Annotated in this window: 5 protein-coding genes and 1 pseudogene; 2 read left to right on the forward strand and 4 right to left on the reverse strand. The window is 67.0% G+C overall.

Features of this window, described 5'->3' with window-relative positions; translation table 11 throughout:
* The first annotated feature begins 170 nt into the window (after positions 1–170).
* Complete coding sequence (locus ACX12F_RS01190; RefSeq protein ID WP_459367901.1) at positions 171–1067, forward strand: DUF559 domain-containing protein; 897 nt, start codon at positions 171–173, stop codon at positions 1065–1067.
* Between the two features lie 125 nt (positions 1068–1192).
* Here ACX12F_RS01190 and ACX12F_RS01195 read toward each other — a convergent pair whose 3' ends face one another.
* Positions 1193–3028 carry an acyl-CoA dehydrogenase gene (locus ACX12F_RS01195; protein ID WP_459367902.1) on the reverse strand — a complete coding sequence of 612 codons (1836 nt, stop codon included), beginning with the start codon at positions 3026–3028 and terminating at the stop codon, positions 1193–1195.
* 237 nt (positions 3029–3265) lie between these two features.
* Between ACX12F_RS01195 and ACX12F_RS01200 the strand changes: the two are divergent.
* Positions 3266–3540, forward strand: a pseudogene (locus ACX12F_RS01200) (dihydrodipicolinate reductase); the annotation flags it as partial.
* A gap of 39 nt (positions 3541–3579) precedes the next feature.
* Here the strand turns inward: ACX12F_RS01200 and ACX12F_RS01205 are convergent.
* The 3 genes from ACX12F_RS01205 to ACX12F_RS01215 all read right to left on the reverse strand — a co-directional run bounded on the left by ACX12F_RS01205 (position 3580) and on the right by ACX12F_RS01215 (position 14768).
* Positions 3580–4746 (reverse strand): glycosyltransferase, encoded by a 1167-nt coding sequence (locus ACX12F_RS01205; protein WP_459367903.1) that lies wholly within the window; start codon positions 4744–4746, stop codon positions 3580–3582.
* 30 nt (positions 4747–4776) lie between these two features.
* Positions 4777–6687: a glycosyltransferase 87 family protein gene (locus ACX12F_RS01210; RefSeq protein WP_459367904.1), complete on the reverse strand. Its 1911-nt coding sequence runs from the start codon at positions 6685–6687 to the stop codon at positions 4777–4779.
* 317 nt (positions 6688–7004) lie between these two features.
* Positions 7005–14768 carry a beta strand repeat-containing protein gene (locus ACX12F_RS01215; protein WP_459367905.1) on the reverse strand — a complete coding sequence of 2588 codons (7764 nt, stop codon included), beginning with the start codon at positions 14766–14768 and terminating at the stop codon, positions 7005–7007.
* Positions 14769–14978 lie beyond the last annotated feature (210 nt).

The raw sequence follows: 14978 nt of genomic DNA on the forward strand, positions 1-14978 counted from the left end.
GGCTGACCCGCCTGCTGGCGTGTTGAGTGTGCGTGTGGGCAGACAGCTACCAACAAGAGTTCTGCGCGGGTGCACGATGAACTATCCACAGTTCTGGATCCATCCACAGGGCCGGGCCGTAGGGCGGGTTGTGAGTCCTGGCTGTCTCCGCCAACGGAGAAGCTGCGGCTATGAGCGAGCTATTTATCGGCCGTGAAGCGCTCACGGCCGGGATCGTGAGCCGGCACGAGCTGAGTCGCTACTACCGGATGATCCTGCCGAACGTCTATGTGGATAAGCGAACTGTCTTGTTACTGCAGCAGCGCAGTACAGCGGCGTGGTTATGGTCGGGCCGTGACGGAGTGATTGCGGGTGCAGCCGCGTCGGCTCTGCACGGTGCACGATGGGTGGCTGCCGATGCTCCGATCGAGTTGATCAGCAACAAGATTCGCGCACCCAAGGGCGTGATCACCCGCAGGGACACCGTGCACGACGACGAGGTGACGCGCTTCGACGGCTTGCCTGTCACCAGTGTGGAGCGCACGGCCTTTGACCTTGGCCGCCGAGGACTCATTGGTTCCGCTGTTGCTCGCCTTGACTCCCTCGCTCGGGCCACTGGTTTCAAGGCTGATGACGTGCTCGCCTTGGCTGAACGCCACCCGCATGTCCGGGGGCTGAGGCAACTCGAGTGGGCGCTGGACCTGCTTGATCCCGGCAGCCAGTCACCCAAAGAAACCTGGGTGCGGTTGATGCTGCGCCATGCGGGTTTTCCCAAGCCACAGACTCAGATTCCTGTACTCGACCGTGATGGCATCGTGCAGTACTACCTCGATATGGGCTGGGAGGAGCTGATGTTGGCCGTCGAATACGAAGGGGCGCAACATGCCGAGTCGCTCGGATACGACATTTCGCGTGGCGACGACGTGGAGCGGCTCGGCTGGACCAATGTCCGGGTTGCGGCGGGCCATACCCGGAACGGCATCATCGCCAGAGTCGAGCGGCAATGGAACCGGCTCTGGCGGCCAGGGCTGGGCGTGCGGGCGCGGCAGGCGCCCCTCAAATGTCCACCGCTGGAACGCGGTTGTTGAGCGTGCGCCTACGCAGACGGCTACTCGCAAAACCTCTGCGCTCACGCACGGTCAAATTGGGGGAGTCGGTCAATGCAAAAACAGCAGCCCCCGGCATACGCCGAGGGCTGCTGTTTTCTTGTGGATCAGAAGGACGCTTCGTCCAGCTCCATGGTCTCGTTGTCGATGGACTCGAGAACGGTCCGGGTGCTGGTGAGCAGCGGCAGCATGTTCTTGGCGAAGAACGATGCGGACGCGATCTTGCCCTCGTAGAAGGCACGGTCGTCGCCGGTGGCGCCGTTGTCCAGAGCCTTGATGGCGACAGCGGCCTGCTTCAGCAGCAGCCAGCCGATGACCAGGTCACCCACGGCCAGCAGGAAGCGGACCGAGCCCAGGCCGACCTTGTAGATCGACTTCGGGTCTTCCTGAGCGGCCATCAGGTAGCCGGTCAGGGTGGCAGCCATGCCCTGCACGTCGCCCAGAGCGGTGGCCAGCAGCTCGCGCTCGGCCTTCAGACGGCCGTTGCCGTCCTGGTTCTTGATCAGCTGCTCGATCTCACCGGCCACGAACGCCAGGGCCTGGCCCTTGTCGCGGATGATCTTGCGGAAGAAGAAGTCCTGCGCCTGGATGGCAGTGGTGCCTTCGTACAGCGAGTCGATCTTGGCGTCACGGATGTACTGCTCAACCGGGTAGTCCTGCAGGAAGCCGGAACCACCGAAGGTCTGCAGCGACTCGGTCAGCTTCTCGTAGGCCCGCTCGGAACCGACACCCTTGACGATCGGGAGCATCAGGTCGTTGACCTTGAAGGCCAGCTCGGCGTCCACACCGTGGACCAGCTTGGCGACCTCGGGGTCCTGGAACGACGCGGTGTACAGGTACACGGCGCGCAGGCCCTCGGCGTAGGCCTTCTGGGTCAGCAGCGCCCGGCGCACGTCCGGGTGGTGCATGATCGTGACACGCGGAGCGGTCTTGTCCATCATCTGGGTCAGGTCAGCACCCTGGATGCGGGTCTTGGCGTACTCGAGAGCGTTCAGGTAGCCGGTCGACAGGGTCGCGATGGCCTTGGTGCCGACCATCATGCGGGCCTGCTCGATGACGTCGAACATCTGCGCAATGCCGTTGTGCACCTCGCCGACGAGCCAACCGACGGCGGGCGTGCCGTGCTGGCCGAGCGTCAGCTCACAGGTGGCCGAAACCTTCAGGCCCATCTTGTGCTCGACGTTGGTGACGAAGGCACCGTTGCGCTCGCCGGGCTCACCGGTCTCGGGGTCGAAGTGGAACTTCGGCACGAAGAACAGCGACAGACCCTTGGTGCCCGGGCCGGCGCCCTCGGGGCGGGCCAGGACCAGATGCATGATGTTTTCGAACAGGTCGTCAGAGTCGGCCGAGGTGATGAATCGCTTCACACCGTCGATGTGCCAGGTGCCGTCGGCCTGCTGGGTGGCCTTGGTGCGGCCGGCACCCACGTCAGAGCCGGCGTCGGGCTCGGTCAGCACCATGGTGGCGCCCCAGCCGCGCTCGGCAGCGAGGACGGCCCACTTCTTCTGCTCGTCGGTGCCGTTGTTGTAGAAGATCTCGCACATGCCCGAGCCCATGGCGTACATGTAGGCGGCCGGGTTGGCGCCGAGGACGTGCTCGATGAGTGCCCACTGCAGCGCGCGGGGCATCGGCATGCCGCCGAGCTCCTCCTTCAGACCGACCTTGTCCCAGCCGCCGTCGAGCAGTGCGCGCATCGACTTCTTGAAGGGCGCGGGCAGCGTGACGGTGTGGGTCGCGGGATCGAAGACCGGCGGGTTGCGGTCGCCGTCGGCGAACGAATCGGCGATCGGGCCCTCAGCGAGGCGCGCGATCTCGTTGAGCATTTCCCCGGCGGTGTCGGCGTCCAGGTCGGCGAACTTGCCTTCACCCATTGCCTTGTCTACGCCGAAGACCTCGAACAGGTTGAACACCTGGTCACGGACGTTGCTCTTGTAGTGGCCCACGATTTCTCCTCGATGAGATGGAACTGTCGGTTGGGTACTCAGGGCTAAGTTACCCACCAGTAACTGCGGCTAACTATACCGCCGGGTAACTTCATCGCAAAGCACTTGCGAGCAATTTGTACCCAAGCACCAACCCAGTAGTTGATCGGAGTCCCATCGGACCCGTCAAAAACTCCCTGACCAGCGATTTCAACGAGGTGTGAGGATGGTCACTCGGGGGTGGAGTACGGTGCACAAATGCGGCGGATTGTGGTGTGGGGAACAGGAAATATGGGGTCCACGGCGATCCGATCAGCGGTCGCGTTCCCCGGGCTGGAGTTGGCGGCCGTCATCACCTCGAGCGCGGACAAGGCGGGGCGCGACGCGGCGACCTTCGCCAAGCTCGACGCCCTGACCGGAAAGGTCGCCACGACCGATATCACGCGGCCCTCGCGGACTGCGATGCCGTGGCCTATATGTCTTCCGGAGACATCCGCCCGGAGGAGGCCATCGCCGACATCGAGCGCTGTCTGTGAGGCTTGAGTAGCTATCAGCGCGCCGGGCCCAGAGGGTCAGCTACTCCGCAATCTGTGGCCGGCCTGGTGCACGGTCGACAGCGCGTGCTTTGCGGAATAGGGCGCATCGGATGACAGCTTCTGCAATGAAAAATCGAGGTTGGCCTTGATGCGCGGTTTGTGAGCCTCCGGTACCTCCGACCACTCCAGCAGTTCTCGGCACACCTCCGCGCTGTTCGCATAGTTACCCAGCCAGTAGTCGGCGACCGATAGCTCGTCCAGGCACCGCCAGGTGTAGTACTCGATGTCGAGAAACAGTGTGTCCGTGGGCTTTTCGATCTCCAAACCTGCGGCTGCGAACAGCCTTGCCGAGGCCATGTGATTGTGCTCCCGAAGGTAACGCGCCAAGTTGCCCAGCGCTTCGGCGCGCGTCGGCCGAAAGTCGTACGCCCGCATATAAAGATGAATCACCACGGACTCGTCCAACTCCAGGCGTTCAGCGATACAGGCGCATTGGTACATGGAATACCAGACTTCTTCGTCCCACCCGCCCATGGTGATCCGGTGCTCGTACGTTGCCAACGCCCGTTCCAAGTGACCGGCGTCGCGATGGCTCTGGGCAAGGTAGAACACGTAGCGGTCATTGTCAGGCTCGTCCTGCAACGCGCGCTCCAGGATTCGAGCATCGTTGCTGTACTTCTCGTGCAGGCTGACTTGGCTCCGTCCGCCGTCGAAGTAGCCGACGATGCACGGACCGTCAAGCCGACCACCGGGGCGTTCGATGTCGCACGCGGGGAACTCGTGGAGTACGCCGACATAGCGCCACTCGCAACTGTCGCGTAGCAGGCTTCGTCGCCAGAACACGTTCTCGGCGACTCCATTGGCGTGCAGCACGTCGTAGTGATCCAGATCGAGGACGGGCCACTGGAATCCATCCGGCACCACCAGCTGCTCGTCGGCGTCGATGATCAGCATGAAATCCGCTCTGCCACGGGCTAGTTCGAGCGCCTCGGAGCGGTTGGTGCCGAAATCTTGCCACGGACGGTGGTGCAGTTCGCCCGGGATATCGGCCAGCAGTTCTTCGATGAGCTCGGGCGTTCCGTCACTGGATCCGGTATCGACGATCACCCAGTGATCGATCAGTCCTTTCACCGATTCCAGACAGCGGCCGATGACGTGTCGCTCGTCTTTCACGATCATGTTGAGACAGATCGTCTGGGCCATGTGATCTCCTCGCGTCGCGCCGGCAGCCGATCAGTTCAACTTGATGTCCGGCGGGACACTCTTGGCGAAAGCGGGGTCCGCGGCAACGACATCGCGGATCAGATTGACACCGTCGGCGTCGCCGGACCGCACCATCAAGACACCGAGATTGAACTTCGCGGCAGGCGAGTCGGGATTCAGATCGAGAACTCGTCGGTACAGCGCGATCGCCCGCGCGGGGTTGGAATCAGTGTTCATGACGGCGAGGTTGTACAGCGGTTTTGCGAAGGCAGGGTCGATGGCCAGCGCAATGCCGTATTCGCGTTCCGCCTCCGCAATCATGTTTCGCTCTTGATAGAGGTGGCCCAAGTTGAAGTGGACGAACTTGTTGTCGGGATCGCGGTAGGCGGCTGTCAGGTAAGACCCGAACGCGGCGTCAAGGTCCCCGTTACCCTCTGCCTCGATGCCCTGCGCGATGATTGCGCCGGTGGACATCCCAACGAACGTCGTGAATTTGGTCGGTGGCGCAACGTGTTTGATGTGCTTGTAGACCGTCACTGTCGAAGTCTGTTGGACGGTATCGAAACTCGACAGGAACCATTGACTCAGCTCGGGAGTCCACGGGATGTAACTGCTGAGTGGCGCAACGAGGGCGACGTAGTCCGCGCGGTTGAGCTTGTCGGCGAATGTGGTCACGAAGTCCGTCGGGTACGTGCCGGTGTACAGCCCGTGTTGATCAGTCCGCGCAATCCACTCCCCATACGGATCGACCATCGTCGGGCACGTGCTGCTGTTCGAGGTGAACCGGTCCGCGACCACGGCTGATGTGGTGAGGTCGGTTACCAGACATGACCCATCGGGGACGGCTGCCTGTATGACGTCCGCCGGGTTGAACGACCCTGCGAGTAGTGCGCGAGCGTGAGCGCCCGCCTGCACCATCATTACTGCGGACAGTGCACCGGCCAATACGAGGCACGTCAGTGCTGCTCGTTGAGTGGAGATGAAACGCTTCGCCAGCGCTGCAACCAATGAGCCCGCCGCCATGCTCATGAACGCGGCCGGCAGATACGCCTGCTGCGAATACAGCTGGCCGCCAACCATTGCCACGGCGACGGTGGCCACCAAGGCTGCCACCACGAACCAGTCGTTGACGACGAAATCAGTACGCGACCTGAACACCCAGTAGGCGAAACCCGCGATCAGCAACAGCGCGCCGACGATCACAACGATGTTGGGCACGCCTATCCATGAAATACCTTCTGCACCAACCAGTTGCCGCACTTTGAACACTACCGACGCATTACCTGCCCACTCATGTTGGAACGGAGCGACGACGACGTCGTCGATGAATCGGCCGGGGGCGGCGGCGAAGAACGGCAGGCAGACCACCACGAACGTACCGACCATGGTCGCGGTCAACCTCAGCGCGGACTTTCGCCGCGCCACGGCGACCACGACCACGGCGGCCAACGCTACGGGTATGGCCGCCAACTCCACAGTGCAAGCAAACCCGAAGGCCAATCCCGCCAGAAGGACTCGGCGCGGACTTGCGATGTCTCCGGATTGGAAGAGCAAGGCGGCACCGATCAAGCAGAACAGCACTGTGTATGGCGCGAGCAGCAATGTGTGAGTTGCGTTGCTTGCCAAGGGAAACAATACGAACAACACGCCCGCGGCCAATGATGCGACCGGGCCGCGCCGACGCACCACTGAAGCCACCAGCACCGCGTTCGCAATGGCAACCAGTATGGTCACAATACGGGCCAACACCAGCGCCGTCGATGAACCTGCGAGAACACTGACCGCAGCGATGGGCGACATCAGGACAGACATGCCCGGGGGATGCAGGAACAGGAAGCTGCCGTACGGCAGATCGCCGTGGATCAGCCTGATCGCCGACCCCAGCAAGATGCCATCGTCGTAACCCAGACCGCTCGCTGCCGACCCGTGAACACCTCTCATCGCGAACGGCTGCGCGAGAATGAGTACGCCTAGACACCCAGCCAGGAACCCTGGCACGATTAACGAGAGTCTCTCCGCGGAAAGCCATCTCGCGTTGGTCTTGTGGGTCGAGACGACCGGCTCTACCTCAAGCTGTGAATACATTCAGCACTCCACTCCTCGTTGCTGTGAAAAGGTCTCTGCTCCATGAAGCCCGACATCGTCGTGAGGCCGAAGCCATAGGCTCATCGCGCCCACCGGTACCTCATCGGCGCCGTCGTATTGCGCAACTGAGGGGACGATCTCGGCGCGTTCAACACTGGGTAGCTCGCTCTGATTTAGGTGCATCGGTACACACTTCCCACCGGGATATTGGCAAAGCCGAGAAGGCCTCCCCCGACTGTGGAGTACATGTCGTAGAGCTTGGTGCAGGTGCCTCCCGTAAGCGTCGGCGCGTTGACATCCCCGCCCTTGTTCGTGCTGGCATCAACCGCATAAGCCGGCACCATGTACACGCCGGCGCTGGAAACGCTCGAGTTGCAGGTACCTGTTAGCCCCGTCAGCGAGCCGGTGCAACCTGAAATCGTCACGTACCCCACCTGGGCACCAGTCGCGCCCTGCGCCCCTTGTGCTCCGGTTGCGCCGGTAGCGCCGGTCGCGCCTTGTGCGCCGGTGGTGCCTTGGGCTCCGGTGGCACCTGTATCACCCTGGGCGCCGGTGGCTCCTTGTGCACCGGTTGCGCCAGTGGCTCCGGTATCGCCCTGCGCGCCTGTCGCACCCTGGGCACCCGTGGTGCCTTGGGCGCCTGTTGGTCCGGTATCGCCTGTTGCTCCGGTGGCTCCTTGGGCTCCAGTGGCTCCTTGGGCTCCGGTGGCACCTGTATCACCTTGAGCGCCTTGGGCCCCGGTGGCTCCTTGGGCCCCGGTGGTGCCTTGGGCGCCTGTTGCTCCGGTGTCGCCGGTTGCGCCGGTGGCTCCAGTGGCTCCTTGGGCTCCGGTGGCACCTGTATCACCTTGAGCGCCTTGGGCCCCGGTGGCTCCTTGTGCACCGGTTGCGCCAGTGGCTCCGGTATCGCCCTGCGCGCCTGTCGCACCTTGGGCACCCGTGGTGCCTTGGGCGCCTGTTGGTCCGGTATCGCCTGTTGCTCCGGTGGCTCCTTGGGCTCCAGTGGCTCCTTGGGCTCCGGTGGCACCTGTATCACCCTGGGCGCCGGTGGCTCCTTGTGCACCGGTTGCGCCAGTGGCTCCGGTATCGCCCTGCGCGCCTGTCGCACCTTGGGCACCCGTGGTGCCTTGGGCGCCTGTTGGTCCGGTGTCGCCTGTTGCTCCGGTGGCTCCTTGGGCTCCGGTGGCACCTGTATCACCTTGAGCGCCTTGGGCCCCGGTGGCTCCTTGGGCCCCGGTGGTGCCTTGGGCGCCTGTTGCTCCGGTATCGCCTGTTGCTCCGGTGGCTCCTTGGGCCCCGGTGGTGCCTTGGGCGCCTGTTGCTCCGGTATCGCCTGTTGCTCCGGTGGCTCCTTGGGCCCCGGTGGTGCCTTGGGCTCCGGTGGCACCTGTATCACCCTGGGCGCCGGTGGCTCCTTGGGCCCCGGTGGTGCCTTGGGCGCCTGTTGCTCCGGTATCGCCTGTTGCTCCGGTGGCTCCTTGGGCCCCGGTGGTGCCTTGGGCTCCGGTGGCACCTGTATCACCCTGGGCGCCGGTGGCTCCTTGTGCACCGGTTGCGCCAGTGGCTCCGGTATCGCCCTGCGCGCCTGTCGCACCTTGGGCACCCGTGGTGCCTTGGGCGCCTGTTGGTCCGGTATCGCCTGTTGCTCCGGTGGCTCCTTGGGCCCCGGTGGTGCCTTGGGCTCCGGTGGCACCTGTATCACCCTGGGCGCCGGTGGCTCCTTGTGCACCGGTTGCGCCAGTGGCTCCGGTATCGCCCTGCGCGCCTGTCGCACCTTGGGCACCCGTGGTGCCTTGGGCGCCTGTTGGTCCGGTATCGCCTGTTGCTCCGGTGGCTCCTTGGGCTCCAGTGGCTCCTTGGGCTCCGGTTGCACCTGTATCACCCTGGGCGCCGGTGGCTCCTTGTGCACCGGTTGCGCCAGTGGCTCCGGTATCGCCCTGCGCGCCTGTCGCACCTTGGGCACCCGTGGTGCCTTGGGCGCCTGTTGCTCCGGTGTCGCCGGTTGCGCCGGTGGCTCCAGTGGCTCCTTGGGCTCCGGTGGCACCTGTATCACCTTGAGCGCCTTGGGCCCCGGTGGCTCCTTGGGCCCCGGTGGTGCCTTGGGCGCCTGTTGCTCCGGTATCGCCGGTTGCGCCGGCGGCACCTGTATCGCCCTGCGCGCCTTGTGCGCCGGTGGCTCCTTGGGCTCCGGTGGCACCTGTATCACCCTGGGCGCCGGTGGTGCCTTGTGCACCGGTTGCGCCAGTGGCTCCGGTATCGCCCTGCGCGCCTGTCGCACCTTGGGCACCCGTGGTGCCTTGGGCGCCTGTTGCTCCGGTATCGCCGGTTGCGCCGGTGGCTCCTTGGGCTCCAGTGGCTCCTTGGGCTCCGGTGGCACCTGTATCACCTTGAGCGCCTTGGGCCCCGGTGCTGCCCTGGGCGCCTGTTGCTCCGGTATCGCCTTGGGCGCCGGTGGTGCCCTGGGCGCCTGTTGCTCCGGTCGCACCCTGGGCGCCTGTCGTGCCTTGGGCGCCGGTGGCTCCGGTATCGCCTTGCGCACCTGTTGCGCCTGTGGCTCCTTGTGGGCCGGCGGCACCTGTATCGCCTGTTGCGCCGGTCGCGCCCTGAGCGCCGGTCGCACCTTGGGCTCCGGTGCTGCCTTGCGCGCCTGTTGCACCTTGAGCGCCCGTACTGCCTTGGGCTCCGGTATCGCCTTGTGCGCCTTGGGCTCCTGTTGCACCTTGGGCGCCGGTGCTGCCTTGCGCGCCTGTTGCACCTTGAGCGCCCGTACTGCCTTGGGCTCCGGTATCGCCTTGTGCGCCGGTGGTGCCCTGGGCGCCTGTTGCTCCGGTCGCACCCTGGGCGCCTGTCGTGCCTTGGGCGCCGGTGGCTCCGGTATCGCCTTGCGCACCTGTTGCGCCTGTGGCTCCTTGTGGGCCGGCGGCACCTGTATCGCCTGTTGCGCCGGTCGCGCCCTGAGCGCCGGTGCTGCCTTGGGCTCCGGTGCTGCCTTGGGCTCCGGTCGCACCTTGAGCGCCTTGGGCTCCGGTATCGCCTTGTGCGCCTTGGGCTCCTGTTGCACCTTGGGCGCCGGTGCTGCCTTGCGCCTGTCGTGCCTTGGGCGCCGGTGGCTCCGGTATCGCCTTGTGCACCTTGGGCGCCTGTGGCTCCGGTGTCGCCTGTTGCGCCGGTGGCGCCCTGTGCACCGGTTGCACCTTGAGCGCCGGTGGCTCCGGTGTCGCCTGTTGCGCCGGTCGCGCCCTGAGCGCCGGTGGTGCCTTGCGCGCCTGTTGCACCTTGAGCGCCTGTCGTGCCTTGGGCGCCGGTGGCTCCGGTATCGCCTTGCGCACCTGTTGCGCCTGTGGCTCCTTGTGGGCCGGCGGCACCTGTATCGCCTGTTGCGCCGGTCGCACCCTGGGCGCCTGTCGTGCCTTGGGCGCCGGTGGCTCCGGTATCGCCTTGCGCACCTTGGGCGCCTGTGGCTCCGGTGTCGCCTGTTGCGCCGGTGGCGCCCTGTGCACCGGTTGCACCTTGGGTGCCGGTGGCTCCGGTATCGCCTTGCGCACCTGTTGCGCCTGTGGCTCCTTGTGGGCCGGCGGCACCTGTATCGCCTGTTGCGCCGGTCGCACCCTGAGCGCCCGTACTGCCTTGGGCTCCGGTATCGCCTTGTGCGCCTTGGGCTCCTGTTGCACCTTGGGCGCCGGTGCTGCCTTGGGCTCCGGTGGTGCCCTGGGCGCCTGTTGCTCCGGTCGCACCCTGGGCGCCTGTCGTGCCTTGGGCGCCGGTGGCTCCGGTATCGCCTTGCGCACCTGTTGCGCCTGTGGCTCCTTGTGGGCCGGCGGCACCTGTATCGCCTGTTGCGCCGGTCGCACCCTGAGCGCCCGTACTGCCTTGGGCTCCGGTCGCACCTTGAGCGCCTGTGGCTCCGGTATCGCCTTGTGCGCCTGTCGTGCCTTGGGCGCCGGTGGCTCCGGTATCGCCTTGTGCACCTTGGGCGCCTGTGGCTCCGGTGTCGCCTGTTGCGCCGGTGGCGCCCTGTGCACCGGTTGCACCTTGGGCGCCGGTGGCTCCGGTGTCGCCTGTTGCGCCGGTCGCGCCCTGAGCGCCGGTGGTGCCTTGCGCGCCTGTTGCACCTTGAGCGCCTGTCGTGCCTTGGGTGCCGGTGGCTCCGGTATCGCCTTGCGCACCTGTTGCGCCTGTGGCTCCTTGTGGGCCGGTGGCACCTGTATCGCCTGTTGCGCCGGTCGGGCCCTGAGCGCCGGTGCTGCCTTGGGCTCCGGTGCTGCCTTGGGCTCCGGTCGCACCTTGAGCGCCTGTGGCTCCGGTATCGCCTTGTGCGCCTTGGGCTCCTGTTGCACCTTGGGCGCCGGTGCTGCCTTGGGCTCCGGTCGCACCTTGAGCGCCTGTGGCTCCGGTATCGCCTTGTGCGCCGGTTGCACCTTGGGCGCCGGTGGCTCCGGTGTCGCCTGTTGCGCCGGTCGCGCCCTGAGCGCCGGTGGTGCCTTGCGCGCCTGTTGCACCTTGAGCGCCTGTCGTGCCTTGGGTGCCGGTGGCTCCGGTATCGCCTTGCGCACCTGTTGCGCCTGTGGCTCCTTGTGGGCCGGCGGCACCTGTATCGCCTTGCGCACCTGTTGCGCCTGTGGCTCCTTGTGGGCCGGCGGCACCTGTATCGCCTGTTGCGCCGGTCGCACCCTGGGCACCTGTCGTGCCTTGGGCGCCGGTGGCTCCGGTATCGCCTTGCGCACCTTGGGCGCCTGTGGCTCCGGTGTCGCCTGTTGCGCCGGTGGCGCCCTGTGCACCGGTTGCACCTTGAGCGCCGGTGGCTCCGGTGTCGCCTGTTGCGCCGGTCGCGCCCTGAGCGCCGGTGGTGCCTTGCGCGCCTGTTGCACCTTGAGCGCCTGTCGTGCCTTGGGTGCCGGTGGCTCCGGTATCGCCTTGCGCACCTGTTGCGCCTGTGGCTCCTTGTGGGCCGGCGGCACCTGTATCGCCTGTTGCGCCGGTCGCACCCTGAGCGCCCGTACTGCCTTGGGCTCCGGTATCGCCTTGTGCGCCTTGGGCTCCTGTTGCACCTTGGGCGCCGGTGCTGCCTTGGGCTCCGGTGGTGCCCTGGGCGCCTGTTGCTCCGGTCGCACCCTGGGCGCCTGTCGTGCCTTGGGTGCCGGTGGCTCCGGTATCGCCTTGCGCACCTGTTGCGCCTGTGGCTCCTTGTGGGCCGGCGGCACCTGTATCGCCTGTTGCGCCGGTCGCGCCCTGAGCGCCGGTGCTGCCTTGGGCTCCGGTGCTGCCTTGGGCTCCGGTCGCACCTTGAGCGCCTTGGGCTCCGGTATCGCCTTGTGCACCTTGGGCGCCTGTGGCTCCGGTGTCGCCTGTTGCGCCGGTGGCGCCTTGTGCGCCGGTTGCACCTTGGGCGCCGGTGGCTCCGGTGTCGCCTGTTGCGCCGGTCGCGCCCTGAGCGCCGGTGGTGCCTTGCGCGCCTGTTGCACCTTGAGCGCCTGTCGTGCCTTGGGTGCCGGTGGCTCCGGTATCGCCTTGCGCACCTGTTGCGCCTGTGGCTCCTTGTGGGCCGGTGGCACCTGTATCGCCTGTTGCGCCGGTCGGGCCCTGAGCGCCGGTGCTGCCTTGGGCTCCGGTGCTGCCTTGGGCTCCGGTCGCACCTTGAGCGCCTGTGGCTCCGGTATCGCCTTGTGCGCCGGTGCTGCCTTGGGCGCCTGTGGCTCCGGTGTCGCCTGTTGCGCCGGTGGCGCCCTGTGCACCGGTTGCACCTTGAGCGCCGGTGGCTCCGGTGTCGCCTGTTGCGCCGGTCGCGCCCTGAGCGCCGGTGGTGCCTTGCGCGCCTGTTGCACCTTGAGCGCCTGTCGTGCCTTGGGTGCCGGTGGCTCCGGTATCGCCTTGCGCACCTGTTGCGCCTGTGGCTCCTTGTGGGCCGGCGGCACCTGTATCGCCTGTTGCGCCGGTCGCACCCTGAGCGCCCGTACTGCCTTGGGCTCCGGTATCGCCTTGTGCGCCTTGGGCCCCGGTGCTGCCCTGGGCGCCTGTTGCTCCGGTATCGCCTTGGGCGCCGGTGGTGCCCTGGGCGCCTGTTGCTCCGGTCGCACCCTGGGCGCCTGTCGTGCCTTGGGTGCCGGTGGCTCCGGTATCGCCTTGCGCACCTGTTGCGCCTGTGGCTCCTTGTGGGCCGGCGGCACCTGTATCGCCTGTTGCGCCGGTCGCGCCCTGAGCGCCGGTCGCACCTTGGGCTCCGGTGCTGCCTTGGGCTCCGGTCGCACCTTGAGCGCCTGTGGCTCCGGTATCGCCTTGTGCGCCGGTTGCACCTTGGGCGCCGGTGGCTCCGGTGTCGCCTGTTGCGCCGGTCGCGCCCTGAGCGCCGGTGCTGCCTTGGGCTCCGGTGCTGCCTTGGGCTCCGGTCGCACCTTGAGCGCCTTGGGCTCCGGTATCGCCTTGTGCGCCTTGGGCTCCTGTTGCACCTTGGGCGCCGGTGCTGCCTTGGGCTCCGGTCGCACCTTGAGCGCCTGTGGCTCCGGTATCGCCTTGTGCGCCGGTGCTGCCTTGGGCGCCGGTGGCTCCGGTATCGCCTGTTGCGCCGGTCGCGCCCTGAGCGCCGGTGCTGCCTTGGGCTCCGGTGGTGCCTTGCGCGCCTGTTGCACCTTGAGCGCCTGTCGTGCCTTGGGCGCCGGTGGCTCCGGTATCGCCTTGTGCACCTTGGGCGCCTGTGGCTCCGGTGTCGCCTGTTGCGCCGGTGGCGCCCTGTGCACCGGTTGCACCTTGAGCGCCGGTGGCTCCGGTGTCGCCTGTTGCGCCGGTCGCGCCCTGAGCGCCGGTGGTGCCTTGCGCGCCTGTTGCACCTTGAGCGCCTGTCGTGCCTTGGGCGCCGGTGGCTCCGGTATCGCCTTGCGCACCTGTTGCGCCTGTGGCTCCTTGTGGGCCGGCGGCACCTGTATCGCCTGTTGCGCCGGTCGCACCCTGGGCACCTGTCGTGCCTTGGGCGCCGGTGGCTCCGGTATCGCCTTGCGCACCTTGGGCGCCTGTGGCTCCGGTGTCGCCTGTTGCGCCGGTGGCGCCCTGTGCACCGGTTGCACCTTGGGTGCCGGTGGCTCCGGTATCGCCTTGCGCACCTGTTGCGCCTGTGGCTCCTTGTGGGCCGGCGGCACCTGTATCGCCTGTTGCGCCGGTCGCACCCTGAGCGCCCGTACTGCCTTGGGCTCCGGTATCGCCTTGTGCGCCTTGGGCTCCTGTTGCACCTTGGGCGCCGGTGCTGCCTTGGGCTCCGGTGGTGCCCTGGGCGCCTGTTGCTCCGGTCGCACCCTGGGCGCCTGTCGTGCCTTGGGCGCCGGTGGCTCCGGTATCGCCTTGCGCACCTGTTGCGCCTGTGGCTCCTTGTGGGCCGGCGGCACCTGTATCGCCTGTTGCGCCGGTCGCACCCTGAGCGCCCGTATCGCCTTGTGCGCCGGTGCTGCCTTGGGCTCCGGTGGCTCCGGTGTCGCCTGTTGCGCCGGTGGCGCCCTGAGCGCCGGTCGCACCCTGGGCGCCTGTTGCACCTTGGGCGCCGGTGGCTCCGGTATCGCCTTGCGCACCTGTTGCGCCTGTGGCTCCTTGTGGGCCGGCGGCACCTGTATCGCCTGTTGCGCCGGTCGCGCCCTGAGCGCCGGTCGCACCTTGGGCTCCGGTCGCGCCCTGAGCGCCGGTGTCGCCTGTTGCGCCGGTCGCACCTTGAGCGCCTGTGGCTCCGGTATCGCCTTGGGCGCCTTGCGCGCCTGTTGCACCCTGGGCTCCGGTGGCTCCGGTGGCTCCGGTTGCACCTTGGGCGCCGGTGGCTCCGGTGTCGCCTGTTGCGCCGGTCGCGCCCTGTGCACCTGTTGCACCTTGAGCTCCGGTGGCTCCTTGCGCACCCGTGGCTCCCTGAGCACCGGTCGCACCTTGAGCGCCCGTGCTGCCTTGAGCTCCGGTGGCTCCTTGCGCACCGGTGGCGCCCTGAGCTCCTGTCGTACCTTGGGCGCCGGTAGCTCCTTGTGCCCCCGTCGAACCAGTGGCCCCCTGTGCGCCCTGAGCGCCCTGCGCCCCCTGTGGGCCTTGCGGACCTTGCGGGCCGGGTGGGCCAGGTGGGTGGGGCGGTTTCGGCGGCCACGGGAATGGCGGTAGGCGAACCCACGGCGGCGGCCTCCACCGCGGTG

It is taken from the genome of Mycolicibacterium sp. HS_4_1 (assembly GCF_054515875.1).